Raw genomic sequence first — 17,551 nt, forward strand, 5'->3', positions numbered from 1 at the left:
AAACCGGCCAGATGTAGCCGGATTGTTAATTTTTTGACGCTTTTAGATGATTTACTTAAAAAAGTAACTCTGTTCACTAGCCATTTGCTTCAGTCTTTCAGCAGGTTCAAATCGGTCACCAAACCTAGACTGATAGGCCGATAAAATCTCAACTAATTTAGCAGGGCCTAGGCTGTCAATATAATGGAAAGGACCACCTAAGAACGGAGGGAATCCGATACCGAATATAGCGCCGATATCGCCATCACGAGCTGAAGCAATAATCCCTTCGTCTAAACATCGGACAGCTTCGTTAAGCATCTGCACAACGCATCGCTGTGCAACTTCACTAGCATCACTATTTTGCCCTGGTGTTAAACCGAGCACAGTGTAAACGCTGCTATCGACCTCTTTAGCTTTCTTTTTAGAACCGTATTGGTAGAAGCCTTTACCATTTTTACGTCCTTTTCTATCATCAGCTAACAACTTATCAAACGCAGCTGGCGCCTTGAAACGTTCGCCAAGTTCAGCTTCCAAAATAGGGGAGATCTTCGCACCAACATCTATACCAACTTCATCTAGTAAGGTCATTGGTCCAACGGGAAAACCAAACTTAACCAACGCTTTATCTAAATGCTCTACGCTCTGCCCTTCTAATAACAGCTGCGCAGCTTCATTCATGTACAGCGCCAATATACGGTTGACGTAAAAACCAGCCCCATCTTGAACCACGATTGGTGTTTTACCCTGTTTACGTGCAAACGCGACGGTTGTTGCAATAGTCTCAGCTGACGTTTTCTTGTGAGCAATCACTTCTACTAATGGCATTTTCTCAACTGGAGAAAAATAGTGAAGGCCGATAACATTTTCTGGTCGGCTTGCAGCTTCCGCAATTTGGGCAATGGGTAAAGACGAAGTGTTTGAAGCAAAGATGGTATTCTCACCACATTCACGCTCAACATCTTTGACCATCTGATGTTTAAGAGATAGGTCTTCAAAAACAGCTTCTACAACGATATCTGCATCTTTAATGCCTTTATATTCCGTCGTTGTAGTCATCAATGCCATTAAGTTATCACGGACAGCCGGCGTCATATGTCGACGTTTAACCCCTTTGTCGAGTAACTTATAAGCATAAGACAGTGCATTGCTTAATCCTGTCTCACTGATGTCTTTTACCCGAGCAGGGATCTTTGCTTTTGTCGTAGTAACTGACGCAATACCTCCCCCCATCAAACCACCACCAAGTACCATCGCCTTTTTAACTTTACGTGGTTTAACATCACCGGCACCAGTCTCTTTTTTCATTTCCGTTGTCGCAAAGAAAATACTCCTCAGCGCTGCAGACTCCTTCGACATCACTAAGTCAGAAAAATGGCTTGCTTCTACTTCTAACCCTTTAATTAAGCCCTTAGTCATACCTTGACGTACACAATCAATTATCTTCGCCGGGGCTGGATAATTACCTTGAGTCTTCTTGGCAACTTGCTTACCCGCTTGATCAAAAATAATGTTACGACCAGCGCTAGTGCCTTCGAGCATTTTATTAATCAATGACTGCTTTTTCTTTGCCCTAGAGCGCTTGCCTGCTAATGCCATCTCAATCGCGGTGCGCATTAAAATCGACTCAGGAACAACATCATCAACCAAGCCCATCTTCAAAGCCTGCTTAGGTCGAATTTGCTTCCCCGTGAGCATCATATCTAGCGCTGTAGTGATCCCCACTAAACGAGGTAAACGCTGAGTGCCACCGCCGCCAGGCAGCAGGCCAAGCTGTACTTCAGGCACACCCATCATGGTTTTGCCATTAAGGCTACATACTCGCAGATGACATGCCAATGCCAGCTCTAAACCACCACCCAAACAAGCACCATTTATGGCAGCAACAACCGGAATCTTGAGGTTTTCTAATTCGTTAAAGACCACATGCCCTTGTTGAGAGAGTATCTTTGCATCGATTGCTGTTTCACAAGCAGCCAACATTGATATATCAGCACCCGCCACAAATGAGTCTTTCTTGCCGGAGGCCAGTACTAAACCTTTAATACTAGTATCAGCTTTAATCTCAGCAAGCATGTCGCTGATCTCAGGACCAAATTCGCTACGCAATGTATTCATGGTTTCGCCTGGTACATCCATTGTCAGAATGGCGATACCGTCTTCTCGGCGAGCTAAATTAAATGTCTTTTCCATTTCAGTTACTCCACTTCAACTATCATTGCCGCACCTAAACCACCCGCAGCACATGCTGTTGCGAGACCAGTTCCGCCGCCACGACGTTTAAGTTCATGACAAACCTGGGTAATAAGTCGTGTTCCTGTTGCTGCAAATGGATGTCCATATGCTAATGAACCACCCAACACATTAAATTTACTCATATCTATTTCACCAATGGCGCGGTTACGGCCTAGCTTTTCTGCAGCGAATTTCTTCGAACCAAACATCTGCATATTGGCCAATGTTTGTGCGGCAAATGCTTCATGCATCTCAATAAGAGTAAGATCTTCTAGCTCCATTCCAGCACGCTGCAGCGCCATTGGCGTCGCGTAAGAAGGACCCATTAACATGTCTTCCCACACATCAATGGCAGAAAATGCATAACTCTTAATGTAACCAATAGGTGTGTAACCCAATGCTTTGGCCCTGCCTTCGCTCATTAGCAATACTGCCGATGCACCATCTGTTAATGGCGTGCTGGTTGCGGCGGTCACAGAGCCGTGTTTACGGTCAAATGCTGGACGTAATTTTGCGTAAGACTCAATCGTAGAGTTCTCACGGATATTGTTATCACGCTCAATAAAGCCCTTATAAGGAGGCACATGTGCAGTCATAACCTCCTGAGCCAATTTGCCAGCGTTCCATGTTTCAGTCGCTAATGTATGAGAGCGATGCGCCAAAGCATCTTGATCTGCTCGGCTAATGTTATAGGTTTTGGCCATCTGCTCAGCCGTTTGTCCCATTGACAATCCAGTCGAAAACTCAGCAACTGCGGGCGGGACTGGAAGCAAATCTTTCAAACCTAAACGGCGAAAAATAGACAACTTCTGACTAAAGGTACGCGCTTTATTAAGATCAACGAGGGCATGAGCGAGCTTTTTAGACACACCAATAGGCACAACAGAAGAGGAGTCAGCCCCACCAGCAATACCAATCTCCATATTGCCAGTCATGATTGACTCGGCAACGTTGACCGTAGACTGAAAACTGGTGGCACAGGCGCGAGTTACACTATAGGCATCGGTACTCACATCCATGCCAGTGCCTAAAACGATTTCGCGTGCAATGTTTGGCGCTGCAGGCATTAGCACAACCTGACCATATACCAGTTGTTCAATTAGCTTAGGGTCTAGTTCTGAACGTGAAATCAGTTCATTAACAACCATTTTGCCCATTTCTAACGCCGATACGCCGTGAAATGCGGTGGCTTGTTTGGCAAATGGCGTGCGTAATCCCGATACAATCGCGATCCTTTCGCCTCTAGCGTTAGTGACTTGCTGTCTTTTACTCATTTTCCACCCTCTTATTCTGCGTCGCTAACCGTTGAAGTTGCTCGCTTTTTTATATCCTTGAGAAACCTATCTAATACCAGACAAAACAGGTCTGACCATTAAAGTGTGATCTGATTCTAACTTTTAAATGAAAAATTTTAAACACTTGTTTGTTTTTTAACACTAGCCAAACCCCAATGGAATTATTTACCATAGAGATTGTCCATAGTATCTATACATAATAAATTGAGTACCATCATGCCTTTGAGTCGATTTCACGCACTACGCGAATACTTAAATACCGTTATTCTCGGACAACCGACACTAACTGAAAATTTACTAATAGCGCTCATCGCTGATGGACACCTTTTAGTCGAGGGTCCACCAGGTCTTGCCAAGACCCGCGCAGTAAAAGCATTGTGTGATGGTGTCGAGGGAGACTTTCATCGAATTCAATTTACTCCAGATTTGCTACCAGCCGATCTTACCGGTACAGATATCTATCGTGCCCAAACGGCGACCTTTGAGTTTGAAGCGGGGCCAATATTTCATAATTTGATCCTTGCTGATGAAATAAACCGCGCTCCAGCAAAAGTACAGTCAGCTTTACTTGAAGCTATGGCCGAAAGCCAGGTCACAGTCGGCAAGAACAGCTACCCTCTGCCTGAACTTTTTTTGGTAATGGCAACGCAAAACCCACTTGAAAACGAAGGGACTTATCCTCTACCTGAAGCGCAATTAGATCGCTTTTTAATGCACTTAAATCTTGATTATCCGAGTGCTGAAACTGAGTTTGAAATCTTGCGCCTTTCTCGTAACGAAGCATTGAAAAAAGAGATCCCAACCGTTACACCAATCATTCAGGGTGATATTTTTGCAGCACGAGAGCAGGCTTTACAGATTTATCTTGCTGAACCACTTGAAAAATATATCGTCGACATCGTAATGGCAACACGCCACCCTGCCGCTTATAGCCCAGAGTTAGCCAGTTGGCTTGAATATGGTGTTAGCCCACGTGCAACCATTTCAATAGAGCGTTGTGCCAGAGCACGTGCTTATCTGTACGAACGTGATTTTGTCTCGCCAGAAGATATTCAAGCTGTAGCACCTAATGTATTGCGCCATAGATTGCTTCTTAGCTACCAAGCACAAGCCGACGGCGTGTCTGCAGATGATGTGATCAACCATATTCTGTCTCAAGTTGCGGTTCCTTAATGGTCAATTCAGAGCTGCCTCTTTTTGCTGATGGCATCAACATCAATGAGAAAGAGCTACTTGCTTGCCAGCGCATTGCGCGTGCCTTGCCTGAAAAACGCTCTAAGGCGAGAGCAAATTTAGCCGGTCATAGGTCGAGCGCAATTAAAGGTCGGGGCATGGAGTTTGCCGAAGTTCGTCATTATCAAAGCGGTGATGACGTAAGGACTATCGACTGGCGCGTAACAGCTAGAACTGGCAAAGCACATACCAAGCTGTTTGTGGAAGAGCGCGAGCGCCCTATCTTGATATTGCTCGACTTGAGCCATAGTCTGTACTTCGGTTCTAGCCTGCTACTTCAATCAGTACAAGCCGCGCATGTTGCCACCACGCTCGGCTGGAATGCCATTTTACACGGTGACAGACTAGGCGCTGTTATTGCGACAGAGCAGGAACATATAGAGCTTAAACCAAGAAGCCGACAACAAGGTATTTTGCAACTTGTGTCAGCGATTAAGCAGCTACATCAACGCCAGTTAGATGCGCTGTCAGTACAAGAATCTGACCCCGAACACATGTTAAAGGCCTGTCAGCGACTGAGACGTCTCGCTAAACCTGGTTCGCTTATCTGGATCGTCTCAGATGGCAGCCATTTTACCCCTGCTTGTTTAGCCATGCTATCTGACTTAAAACGTCATTGTGATATGGGGGCTTTTCTTATTACCGATCCGCTGCGCGAAGGTAATCTGAGTTTACCGAGACACTTTCAACTGCCAGTTAAAGACGGTAACAAAGAGCGCATCATCGATAGGCACAGTTACGAGCAATGGCTCAAAAATCAACAAACCATTAAATCGCAATTTACCAACATGATGCAAAATATAAATGTTGAAACCCGTGTAATTGACGCAGGGCAACGTCTTAATCAACAATTGGGAGCATTGAGATAGATGGCTTTGCAAAATTCGCCCGCTAACCCAGCCTTAGCCTCACTACAAGATATACAAACCCCTGTTGAAATAGGGCTTTGGCCGTTGGCTTATGGCTACTGGATAGTGCTATTTGTCGCTGCAGCGTCTTTGGTTGCTGGATTTATTTATCTTAAAAAACGCCGCCAGCGAAGCGCCGCTAAAAGGGCTGCATTAGAGGAACTTGCAAATCTAGACCTCAATGCAGTGCAATATATCGCCAACGTCAGTGCTATATTAAAGCGAGCCGCAATGAGCTACTGCGACCGTTCATCGATTGCAGGCTTATCCAGCACTCAATGGCATGTTTGGCTTACTGCGCAAGTCGACCGACCACCCGTTGAGCTATGTAAGCTATTGAATATGGCTTATCGGCCAACTCCACTAACCGATGCTCAAGCAGTCTCATTAAAGCAAAGTGCTAAGCACTGGCTAAAAACAGCCCTCCCCCTCGATCAGAAAAGACTTAACGCCGTGTCCAGCGTCAATATGGGGGCTAAATAATGTTATCGCTAGCACTACCATGGCTATTATTGCTATTGCCACTGCCACTACTTTTTAAGAAAAAACAGCAACAGGTCACACTGGGCGGTCATCTTTATCTGCCCGGTAGTGATATAAAGGCTCAGAACCTTCCCACTAAGATCAATACTGATACAAAAAAAGGTTATTGGATCCTGTGGGTGTTGTTGGTCATCGCCGTTGCAAGGCCGTTATGGGTGGGTGACCCGATCGAGCTCCCCAGTAAAGGCCGCGACTTAATGTTGTCAGTTGACTTGTCTGGCAGTATGCAGATAGAGGATATGGTCATCGATGGCAAGGTCAGCGATAGATTTACCCTGATCCAACATGTTATCAGCCAATTTATTGAACGCCGCAAAGGTGATCGTATCGGGCTTATCTTATTTGCTGACCATGCTTACCTGCAATCCCCTCTCACCCAAGATAGGCGAACTGTAGCGCAATACCTTAACGAAGCAGAAATAGGCTTAGTGGGTAGACAAACTGCCATTGGTGAAGCTATCGCACTCGGGGTTAAGCGATTCGATCAGGTAGAGGAAAGTAATAGAGTATTAATTCTCCTTACAGATGGTTCCAATAATGCTGGCGCGATATCGCCAGAATTAGCCACCGATATTGCCGCTAAAAGAGGCGTCACCATCTATACCATTGGTGTGGGCGCTGAAGTGATGGAGCGGCGTACTCTCTTTGGAAGAGAGCGTGTTAATCCATCGATGGATTTAGATGAGAACCAGCTTAAACAGATAGCTACCAAAACCGGCGGCAGCTATTTTCGCGCTCGAAATACCGAAGAGCTAGAACGTATATATCAAGAGATTGATAACTTAGAACCCATAAGCCGAGAGCAGTTAAGTTATCGTCCACAGTCAGAGCTATTTTACTGGCCACTGGGCTTAGCATTGTTGCTTTCGATATTTAAAAGCATTGGCCAGTTATCCATTTTCCGTGCTAAAACCAAACAGCCATTAGGAGGTCGTTAATCATGCATTTTTTACGCCCTGAGTGGTTCTTGGCCCTCATTCCACTGTTTTTACTTCTAGTCTTTATTAAGAAAAACCAAGGCGCCAGCTCAAGCTGGGATCAATATATCGCGCCTCATCTTGCAACGGTATTACTTGGCAGTACACAGCGAAAACCTAGTCATAGTGTTTTATACCTTACATTTGCTTGGTTGGTTGCCATATTAGCGCTATCTGGCCCCGCATTAGAAAAAACATCACTGCCAGTCTACGAATCAACCCAAGGTCGAGTATTGGTGATGGATATGTCGCTATCTATGTATGCTAATGACCTATCACCAAATCGACTCACTCAAGCAAAATATAGGGCAACAGATCTAATAGAGGTGCTAGCTGAGGGCGAAACCGGGCTCGTGGCTTATGCGGGTGATGCCTTCACCATTAGCCCCTTAACACGTGATAAAGCCACTTTATTGAACTTACTGCCAACGTTAACGCCAAGTATCATGCCGGTTAAAGGTTCAAATATTGAAGCTGCACTAGAGCATGCTAAATCATTACTCAGCCAAGGCGGGCATATTAGTGGTGATATTGTGCTTTTTACCGATGGAATTTCAAGCTCACAACTTAACCAAGCAAAATCAGTCTTAAAAAGCACCCCTTACCGCTTAGGTATTCTGGCTTTTGGCAGCGAACAAGGTGCCCCCATTCAGCTGCCTGACGGTCAACTTCTGCGTGATAACGGTAATCAAGTCGTGGTTGCCAAAACAGATTATGGATTGCTGCAATCATTAGCAACTTCAGCCAATGGCAGCGTAATTCCTATTCGTGCAGATGGTCAAGATGTGACTCAGCTGGTGCAATGGCTTGCCAGCACCAAGGACAGTAAAGAGAGTGATTTAGAAGGTGAAGTTTGGCAAGATCTTGGCGGCTATGTAGCGCTATTATTGCTACTACCTGTTCTACTTAGCTTTCGCCACGGTATTGTCGGTGCAGTGGCTTTCATTGCCATAATCCAACCCGCTCAGCCTGTTTATGCCAATAGTTGGGATAACCTTTGGCAAACTCAAAACCAGCAAGCATCAAGCGCCTATCAAGCTCAGCAATATGAAGCTGCCGCAGAACAGTTTGAGCAAGCCCAATGGCAAGCAAGCGCCCGCTATAAAGCCGGTCAGTTTGATGAAGCGCTTGCGGGATTTGAGCAAGATAGCTCAGCCACTGGGCTCTATAACCAAGGCAATGCACTGATGCAGCTCGGTCAGTATGATGAAGCCGAAAAACGCTACCAACAAGCACTAGAACAAGCACCACAGATGGACGCCGCGAAACAGAATCTAGACCTTGCCAAAGAGTTGCAACAGCAGCAAGAACAGCAACAAAAAAATAGCCAAGGCGACGATCAACAGAACTCTGATGAGCAACAGAATAATGAACAGCAGCAGTCTGACGGGTCTGAGTCTAATGATAAACAATCACAAGATGGTAGCTCTCCCCCTGAAGATGACAACGGTCAACAGAACAAAGAATCATCTGATGATGCTAATTCTGAAGATGACTCAGGCAAGGACCCAGTTGAAGAGTCTGCTGAACCTCAAGAAAATGACAATCAAGGGGCAGCGCAAAACGCGGATCAAAATTTAGATGATAAACAGCGCAATGATAATGATGCTGCGATGGAAGCCGATAATTCAAGAGATGACTCAAAAGAGGAGTCTCAACAAGGCCAGCAAGCCAAAGCACAACAATCAGCAACTGAAACTGAAGATCTAGAGAGTGACGCTATAGAAAATGAACAACAGGGCTCAATGGTTCCTGCAACACCTTCAGATGAACCTCTTCCACCTGAAATGGAAAGAGCACTAAAGGCGATTGCTGACGATCCACAAGTATTGCTTCGCAATAAAATGCAGCTTGAATATCAGAAACGTCGCCGCCAAGGCATTAATACCAAGGAAAACCAACAGTGGTAATTCGACATCGACTCATTACGCTCTTTTTTGTAGCCTTAACTGCAGCGGCCCCCGCCAATGCAATCACCAGCTTACAAGCATCGGTTGATCGCAACCCAATCATTGAAGGTGAATCTCTGGTCTTGACAGTAATCGCTGATGACGACCTCAATAGTGGCGAGCTCAATACTTCATCGCTGCTTAAAAACTTCATTGTCGGCAGAACGAGTATCAGTCGTAGTAAGCAGATCATGAATTTTGATGCAAGAAATGAGACTCGCTGGCAAGTGCTTTTATCGCCAAAATCCATTGGTAACATCACCATTCCCGCATTCAACATTAAAGGGGTGAGTTCTGCAGCCATTAATCTTTCAGTGGTAGACAGAGACTCGCAACCACAGAAAAAGCAAGACATCTTCATGCGTTCAAGCTTATCAACAGAAGAAGCTTATGTCGGCCAAATGTTAACCTATAGAGTGAAGCTTTATCTAGCGCTAGAACTGCAACGTGGCGTGCTTAGTGCACCGGTGCTAGATGGTGCTCAAATCAAACAACTGGGTGAAGATAAGGACAGCAATGAAATTGTTAATGGCAAACGTTACCGCGTCATTGAACGGGCATATGCCATTATCGCAGATCAACCAGGTGAACTAACCATCAATGGTGCCAGCTTTTCTGGCGATGTACTCGTACCAGCCAAACGTAATGGCGGCATGTTTTCATTTAATGAAAGTCGGCCTACTCAAACACAAGCCCCAAAATCAGTGGTGTTAATCAACCCTGAACCTGTGGAATATCAAGGCCAGTGGCTAGTGTCAGACTTAGTGGTATTAAAGGAAGATTGGCCAACTACACAGGTCGAATACAAAATAGGTGACCCAATCACCCGCACCATAAGTCTGCTTGCTTCCAATGCCGATGAGACCAGTCTACCAGATATTCGCCTATCGACTCCTGCGGAGCTAAAGAGCTATCCAGAAAAGGCACAAAGAAAATCATTTGTACGTGACAAACAGATGGTGTCACAACTCACGCAAACTACCGCCATTGTCGCTACAAAAGCGGGCACTTACACACTGCCGCAAATAAACATCCCGTGGTGGAACCCCCATCTTAAACAGCAGCAGTATGCCACCCTTCCTGCCCGTACAGTGGTAGTGACTGGTAGCGCTATTGCAGAGCCAATGGGTATTAATCTGCCGTTAAAGGCCGTCACCACTACAAGCGCTGGCTACTGGCCTTGGTTAACCGCAGGTTTTGCATCGTTGTGGTTATTGACATTGTTGCTTTGGCTCAATGGCAGAAAAAAACTGACAGTAAGCCCAGCAAAAAATGACTATAAAACGACTGCTACGATTAAAAGTAACTCTCGAAAAGTAGTTGAACAAAGTTGTGCAGCACAAGACCCAACAAAAGTCATCAATGCAACGAGGGCGTACTACTCAGAACGATATGGCCGACCAATGACACTGCAAGATATAGCGAATACATCTGCAGAGCTTGCCAGCGCTATCGCTTCATTACAGCAATCAGCCTATAGCAAAAGCTATACGGATATTGATTACAAACGATTGCTTAGTGTTATCTTGAGCATAAATGTGAATAGTAAGCAGAGCAATACATCAGCGCTCGACTCACTAAATCCGCAAATATAGCGAATTATTATCATTGTCTTATTTAAAAAATGGCGCTTACATAGATATTAGCTACGGTAATCTACCTATCGTTTTCAACATCTCAGTTTACACTGTGGCTATTCTTACTTGGTTTAGTACTTGCACATATTGGTATTCGACGCTGAACACAGTTAAGCTGTGTTTCATTGATCCAGTTAGAAAAAATCATAATGTTTGATAGTTGGCGAAATAAAAAGTCGAGCACCACGGTCTCTTCAGACATGGTTAGCAAACAAAGACGATACGATAGCCTTGTCAGGGCACTTCATACCGATATATACCGCTATGGCTATTGGCTATGCGGCGATAAACATATCGCTGAAGATATCACTCAGGAAACATTTCTGCGCGCATGGCGTTCGCTTGATTCATTAAAAGATGAAAAAGCAGCAAAAGCATGGCTGATTACGATTCTCCGCCGTGAAAATGCACGACGCTTTGAACGTAAACAATTTAACTACTCTGATGTTGAACAAGAGTTTTTAGAAGATACGTTTTCTAGCAGTACTGAAGACCATGCTGAACAACATTTATTACAGAGACAAATTTCCAAGTTGGAACTTGAATACCGAGAACCACTATTACTGCAAGTGATTGGTGGTTTTAGTGGCGAAGAAATAGCAAAGATATTAGATCTTAATCGTAATACTGTTATGACGCGCTTATTTAGAGCAAGAAACCAACTAAAAGATGTACTCGAACAACCGACTATTAGAGGTCAATCCAATGGATGAACTTAAATTTCGCCGCCAAGCCTACGGTGAGCCAAATAATCAAGATCCCGAGTTCCTTCAAGCTGCTATGGAATCGGCTGAAAGAGAGGTCTTTTTAAATGATCTGAAAGGCTTAGATAACAAAATCGAAAAAGCACTCAATATTGATGTGCCCGATGACCTTGCCGCTAAGTTGTTATTACGTCAACAGCTGCAACATCACCATTCACAACGCCGTAAGACCGGGTTTGCTTTTGCAATGGTCGCCTCTGTAGCTTTCTTAGCAGGTATCACCTTTACGTTACTTCGAATGGGACCTGTAGATTTAGGACAGCATGCATTGGCACATGTTTATCATGAAGATAAAGCACTTCAACTTGATAACAATGTCCAATACCAAGACGTTAACTTCCAACTGGCCTCGCTTGGTACTGTTGGAGACATGAAGTTTACTCAACAACCCGGGAAAATGTTCTACAGCACCTATTGTGATTTCCAAGGGGTTAAAAGCCTCCATATAGTCATGCAGGGTGAGCAAGGTAAAGTCACACTCTTTATCGTCCCGCTAGAAGAGAGAATGGTATTAGAACAAGCTTTTTCCGATAGTAAATATAAAGGGTTGGGATTCGCAACTGACAGCGCTTACATGTTACTTGTTGGTGAAGAAAGCAACGATCTTAATTACGTTAAAGACGAAATTAAACAAACATTCATCTAATTTTTTGACAACCAATGGTGCCATTCGTGCATCATTGGTTAGAACTCAACCTCTTCGTGATCACATTTTCATCATTTATTGAGTAGCAGCTCATATATCTGCTAGCATAGCGTCACAACTAAAAAATGATAAAAGCGTAAATATCTTATGACCATTGAATTACCCATTTTAATTACCTTCGTTGGCTACCTTGCCTTAATGATGGGAATTGGCCTATGGGCTTACAAGGCAACTGATTCTGTCGACGATTACATTTTAGGCGGCCGTGGCATGGGCCCTGCGGTAACAGCATTGAGTGTTGGTGCTTCTGACATGTCTGGCTGGCTGCTACTTGGTTTGCCTGGCGCCGTCTACTTAGGCGGTCTAGGTGAAGCTTGGATAGGCTTTGGACTGGTTTTTGGCGCCTGGTTAAACTGGCTTTTTGTCGCCAAACGGTTACGAGTTTATACCGAGTTTACCGATAATGCACTGACGTTACCTGACTTTTTCGAAAAACGATTTGAAGACAGTAAAGGCATACTAAAGTTAGTATCTGCTGTGACCATTTTAGTGTTTTTCACCTTTTATGCATCGTCAGGCATGGTTGGCGGCGCCATTCTGTTTGAGAAAGTCTTCGGTCTTGATTACACACTTGCGTTGATCATTGGCTCTACCATCATTGTAGCTTACACCTTCGTTGGCGGTTTCTTTGCCGTTAGCTGGACCGATTTTTTCCAGGGGTGTTTAATGTTAATCGCACTGCTTATTGTGCCAATAGCTATTTTTAGCCAACCAGAAACACAAGCAGGCTTTGAAGCACTCGATCCTGCGATGTTGTCTCTGTTCAGTGAAAACACTACATTCATTGGACTCATCTCTCTACTCGCATGGGGACTAGGCTATTTTGGTCAACCCCATATTCTGTCGCGCTTTATGGCTATTGGTTCTGCCAATGACATTCCCGTTTCGCGCCGCATTGCGATGAGCTGGATGATTGTGGCGCTATTTGGTGCGTTAGCAACAGGCATTGCGGGCACATTATACTTTGCCGCTAATCCGTTAGAAAACCCTGAAACAGTGTTTATCCACCTAGCACATGCAGCCTTCAACCCATGGATTGGTGGATTACTTATCGCGGCGATCTTATCAGCGATTATGAGTACTATTGACTCACAGTTATTGGTTTGCTCAAGTGTTATTACTGAAGATTTCTATAAGAAGTGGCTTCGTCCGCAAGCCCAGAGCAAAGAGCTCATGCTTGTTGGTCGTATTGGCGTACTTGCCATTGCAGTCATCGCAGGTGTTGTTGCGTTAAATCCCGAAAGCAGCGTACTTGGGCTCGTGAGTTATGCGTGGGCTGGTTTTGGTGCTGCTTTTGGTCCTGTAGTGCTAATGTCGCTTTTCTGGCGTGACTATAGCCGCAATGGTGCTGTTGCAACCATCGTTGTAGGTGCCACAACAGTCGTTATTTGGAAGCAACTCAGCGGAGGTATTTTTGAGCTTTACGAAATCTTACCGGGCTTCCTTCTTGCAACTATTGCGGGTGTAGTTGTTAGTAAATTTAAAGCGCCTTCAGATGAAGTCAAAGCGCAATTTAATGAGTTTGAAGCTAAACTATAGACTGATAATCTAGCCAATTATAAAAAGAGCGTACACTTGTACGCTTTTTTTATACCTAAAATTTAAGTGCTCGAGCAACTGGTAGTTACATACTATTAACCATAAGTTAAACCTAAAGCATGCCCCAAGCCTCTATGCCACATGACTTCTTTTTAAATATTCAGTCAAAAGAATGATTTTACAAACATCCACACGTTTTAATTAACTAATAATTAACAATATTTTAGCACTGGTCGGAGTTGTCAGTATGCTCGTACCTACCTAATATGCACTGGTCTAATAAGTGGATCTTGCAGCTAATTTAACATTAGCACTCATATAAGTAAGACCAAAAATAATAGAGATGATAACAATGAAGTATTTCAACAAGACTCTTATCGCAGTATCAGTAGCTTTAGTTAGCACACAATCCATGGCCGCCGGTTTCCAACTTAACAGCCAATCAGCAACAGGTATCGGCCGTGCATTCGCCGGTGATGCTGTCATCGCTGATAATGCATCGGTTTTATCTCGTAATCCAGCTGCTATGGCCATGTTTGACGAGAAACAACTCTCAATGGGCTTAACTTATGCAGATGTAGAAGTTGAAGTCAGTGATGTGTACATTAATTCGAACATCGGTGAAATCCACTACGGCAGTGTTAGTGATGCCGCTGAAGCCAAAATCATTCCAAACTTTTACTATATTAGCCCTGTAAACGATAAATTCGCTTACGGTGTTGCTATGTTCAGTAATTTCGGTACAGGTACCGACACCGGTGATTTATCACAACCTAAACCAATCTTAGGTGGTTCGGCACAAATTCCAGCACCTGTTGACTTACTCGGAAAAACTGAAGTTACCACAATCAACTTTAACCTAAGTGCGTCTTACCGTATCAATGACCACTTCAGTGTTGGCGCTGGTTTAGATATTATTTATGGTCAAGGCACATTGACTCGTTCAGGCGAATTGCCGCTTGCTCCAGATGGATCATATGTGCCTGTGGATCTTGTAGATGTTGATGCTGATGGTGTCGCCTTTGGTGGTATTGTTGGCGCAGTCTATGAAATTAACGCCAACCACCGTTTAGGTGTAAGCTACCGTTTCAGCCCAGAATTTAGCGCTGACGGAACTGTAAAATTTGGCGGAACTGATTTTGAAGAGATCAATATACCAATCCCTGATATCTTCCAAGTAGCGGGCTTTCACCAGCTAACAGACAAATTCGCCTTGCATTACACTGCTCAAATGACAACTTGGGGTGACTTCCATGAAATCACTGTAACTGAGCCTGGTGAAGCGCAACTTAAAAAGTACGCTTGGGATGACTCTTGGTTATTCAGCGTCGGTGGCACTTACTCACTGACTGAAAACTGGACTCTACGTGCAGGCTACATGTTCGACCAAGGCGTTGTTGGCGAAGTTAGTTCTATCTCTATTCCAGATTCAGACCGTCAGTGGTACACCATGGGTGCGACTTATAACGTGTCCAAAAATACTAGCATCGATTTCGGTATCGCCTTTATTAAAGGTGAAGAAACACAGCTTACTGAACAAAGCTCTGTTTTAGATCTTATTGGTCAGCAAATGCCTACACTAGGCGATGATCTTGGTACTGTACATGCGACAACACTGTCGAATGCTACATACTATTCAATGCAGTACAACTATAAGTTTTAATCCTGTATTTGCATAAATAAGAAAGCCGCATTTAATGCGGCTTTTTTATTGGCGTAAATTCATTAACCCCATTTCATTGTACCCTGCCAATAAACCTTGCTAACGTAAGCTTATAACACCTCATATTGGAACTGGGCTTATGCAAAAAAATAATACTCTAGCCGCGATTATTCTTGGCGGATTTCTTTGCCTCGGGTTAGTACTAATGGCCAATACCGTTGGCGATAAACTGATAAAAATGAAATCAATGGAACGCACAGTTACCGTTAAAGGGTTAGCCGAAAAAGAGGTACGGGCTAATATCGCTATCTGGCCTATTCGCTTCACTGAAGTCGATAACGATCTCGACGACCTTTATAAAAACGTGCAAACCAAAACTGATAAAGTCACTGCATTTCTCAAGCAACAAGGTTTTGATGGATCTGAAATCACCCTCTCACTACCCGCTATTGATGACCGATTAGCCCAAGGTTATTCTGATCCTAATGTGAAATATCGCTACGCTGCCAGAGTATCACTTTCACTCTACACCGATAAGATTGACCTACTGCTCTCAGCTCGCAGCAATATGCTGTCACTTGCTAAAGAAGGCATCGCTATCTCAGACCAAGATTACAACAGCAAGACGCAGTTCTTATTCACTAAACTCAATGACGTTAAGCCAGAGATGATCCAATCGGCAACACAAAATGCACGCCAAGTTGCCGAAAAGTTTGCTAAGGATTCTGACTCCAAACTAGGGAAAATTAAGAAGGCAGCCCAAGGTCAATTTAGTATTAATGATCGTGATAGTAATACCCCCTATATAAAAAAGGTCCGTATCGTGTCGACATTAACCTATTATCTTAACGACTAGCACCTATGTATAGTCGCCAATCCACTAATGTTTAATCCCGCTAATAGGCTGTTGTAAGCTGTAAAAGCGTAATCTTTTGATTGCGCTTTTTTATACACACACTCACTCCATCGTATTTTTCTAATGAATAATGATTGCGCCTTTCACACACATCCATTAGAATAATCTCATGGAGTATATTGAGGCAAATTAACTATGACGACCACCGCATTCCCTCGCGTTGCACTTATCTTATTATCGCTAACATCGAGTCTAGCTTTCCCGACATTCGTCAACGCGGCGACTCAAGAGGTCGATAGCACGGCAACTGTGACTGTCGAGTACCAGTTATACGCTAACTGGGTCGCACTCGATGCAGTTATTGAGCCTACAAAATCAGCGACTGTTTCGGCGCAAACATCAGGACGCATTCTCAAACTCAATTATGATGTTAATGATATTGTCGCTGAAAATGCGTCACTTTTAGACATTACTAGCAAAGAGCAAGGTGCAAAATTAGCCGCAGCAGAAGCCGAGCTTGCAAAAGCAAATGCACAGAATGTCGAAACACAGGCGCAACTGCGCCGCTACAAAAAGCTGTTTCCTCAAGGGGCTATTTCCGAAGGCGCGATGGATGAAGCGCAAGCCAATGCCAAATCAACTCAACAAGCCGTCAGCGCAGCAAAAGCAGGCATAGTACAAGCCACTGAATCTCTAAAATATACTGCCGTAAGCGCCCCCTTTTCTGGTGTGGTAACCCAAAGGCATGTTGAACAAGGTGAGACTGTCAGCCCTGGTCAACCACTCTATTCAGGCTACTCTTTAACGCAGATGCGCGCGGTCACCCAAGTGCCACAACGTTATATCAATGCGCTGAGGTTACAGCCGAAATTCAAGCTCACACTCGCTGACGACAAACAAATTATTAGCGATAAGCTCAATATATTTAGCTTTGTCGATCAAGTCAGTCACAGTTATAAAGTACGGATCGAGCTTCCCACAGCGGCAACCCCTCTTATCCCTGGTAGTCTCATTAAGGCCGAGTTTGTCAGTGGTCAACGCCAAACAATGTTCATTCCTCAATCCGCTCTCATTACCATGAATGAGTTAAACGCGGTATATCTGCAGCAGAATAATCAGTGGGTACTTAATCAAGTTCGAATAGGCTTGCAAGATGGTGATTCCATTGAAGTGCTATCAGGGTTATCTAATGGCGATATTATCGCAGAAGATGCTTACCAAACCCTATTGCGTTTACAAAAGCAATCTAAGCCTTAAGGAGCTGACA

14 protein-coding genes are annotated in these 17,551 nt (G+C 44.2%); 12 read left to right on the forward strand and 2 right to left on the reverse strand.

Going from position 1 to position 17,551, the window contains the following annotated elements:
* Positions 1-51: 51 nt before the first annotated feature.
* Both fadJ and fadI read right to left on the reverse strand, forming a co-directional pair.
* Entirely contained in the window at positions 52-2,172 is a 2,121-nt protein-coding gene (gene fadJ / locus JK628_RS14470) for a fatty acid oxidation complex subunit alpha FadJ (RefSeq protein WP_202285327.1), read from the reverse strand.
* Between the two features lie 5 nt (positions 2,173-2,177).
* Positions 2,178-3,488, reverse strand: coding sequence for an acetyl-CoA C-acyltransferase FadI (fadI, locus tag JK628_RS14475; protein ID WP_202285328.1), 1,311 nt, complete (start codon positions 3,486-3,488; stop codon positions 2,178-2,180).
* 237 nt (positions 3,489-3,725) lie between these two features.
* On the opposite strand from fadI, the gene JK628_RS14480 reads away from it, so the two are divergent.
* From JK628_RS14480 to JK628_RS14535, 12 genes are all read left to right on the forward strand, one after another.
* Positions 3,726-4,682 (forward strand): AAA family ATPase, encoded by a 957-nt coding sequence (locus JK628_RS14480; RefSeq protein WP_202285329.1) that lies wholly within the window; start codon positions 3,726-3,728, stop codon positions 4,680-4,682.
* Positions 4,682-5,611, forward strand: coding sequence for a DUF58 domain-containing protein (locus JK628_RS14485; RefSeq protein ID WP_202285330.1), 930 nt, complete (start codon positions 4,682-4,684; stop codon positions 5,609-5,611). The genes JK628_RS14480 and JK628_RS14485 overlap by 1 nt, the downstream gene beginning before the upstream one ends.
* Positions 5,612-6,133 (forward strand): DUF4381 domain-containing protein, encoded by a 522-nt coding sequence (locus tag JK628_RS14490; protein WP_202285331.1) that lies wholly within the window; start codon positions 5,612-5,614, stop codon positions 6,131-6,133.
* A complete protein-coding gene (locus JK628_RS14495; protein ID WP_202285332.1) occupies positions 6,133-7,131 on the forward strand; it encodes a vWA domain-containing protein in 999 nt (332 codons plus the stop codon). The genes JK628_RS14490 and JK628_RS14495 overlap by 1 nt, the downstream gene beginning before the upstream one ends.
* 2 nt (positions 7,132-7,133) lie before the next feature.
* On the forward strand, positions 7,134-9,080 hold the full coding sequence (locus tag JK628_RS14500) for a VWA domain-containing protein (RefSeq protein WP_202285333.1): 1,947 nt from the start codon (positions 7,134-7,136) through the stop codon (positions 9,078-9,080).
* Complete coding sequence (locus tag JK628_RS14505) at positions 9,074-10,714, forward strand: BatD family protein (protein ID WP_202285334.1); 1,641 nt, start codon at positions 9,074-9,076, stop codon at positions 10,712-10,714. Before JK628_RS14500 ends, JK628_RS14505 begins: the two co-directional genes overlap by 7 nt.
* A 191-nt stretch (positions 10,715-10,905) precedes the next feature.
* Entirely contained in the window at positions 10,906-11,469 is a 564-nt protein-coding gene (locus JK628_RS14510) for a sigma-70 family RNA polymerase sigma factor (protein WP_202285335.1), read from the forward strand.
* Positions 11,462-12,166 (forward strand): DUF3379 domain-containing protein, encoded by a 705-nt coding sequence (locus tag JK628_RS14515; protein WP_202285336.1) that lies wholly within the window; start codon positions 11,462-11,464, stop codon positions 12,164-12,166. The genes JK628_RS14510 and JK628_RS14515 overlap by 8 nt, the downstream gene beginning before the upstream one ends.
* Positions 12,167-12,313: 147 nt before the next feature.
* A complete protein-coding gene (gene putP, locus JK628_RS14520; RefSeq protein ID WP_202285337.1) occupies positions 12,314-13,765 on the forward strand; it encodes a sodium/proline symporter PutP in 1,452 nt (483 codons plus the stop codon).
* Between the two features lie 352 nt (positions 13,766-14,117).
* Positions 14,118-15,428: an OmpP1/FadL family transporter gene (locus tag JK628_RS14525; protein ID WP_202285338.1), complete on the forward strand. Its 1,311-nt coding sequence runs from the start codon at positions 14,118-14,120 to the stop codon at positions 15,426-15,428.
* A gap of 139 nt (positions 15,429-15,567) precedes the next feature.
* Positions 15,568-16,284, forward strand: a complete 717-nt coding sequence (locus JK628_RS14530; protein ID WP_202285339.1) for an SIMPL domain-containing protein — start codon at positions 15,568-15,570, stop codon at positions 16,282-16,284.
* Between the two features lie 195 nt (positions 16,285-16,479).
* Positions 16,480-17,541, forward strand: coding sequence for an efflux RND transporter periplasmic adaptor subunit (locus JK628_RS14535; protein ID WP_202285340.1), 1,062 nt, complete (start codon positions 16,480-16,482; stop codon positions 17,539-17,541).
* Positions 17,542-17,551: the final 10 nt, after the last annotated feature.

This window comes from Shewanella sp. KX20019, assembly GCF_016757755.1.
GTDB lineage: Bacteria > Pseudomonadota > Gammaproteobacteria > Enterobacterales > Shewanellaceae > Shewanella.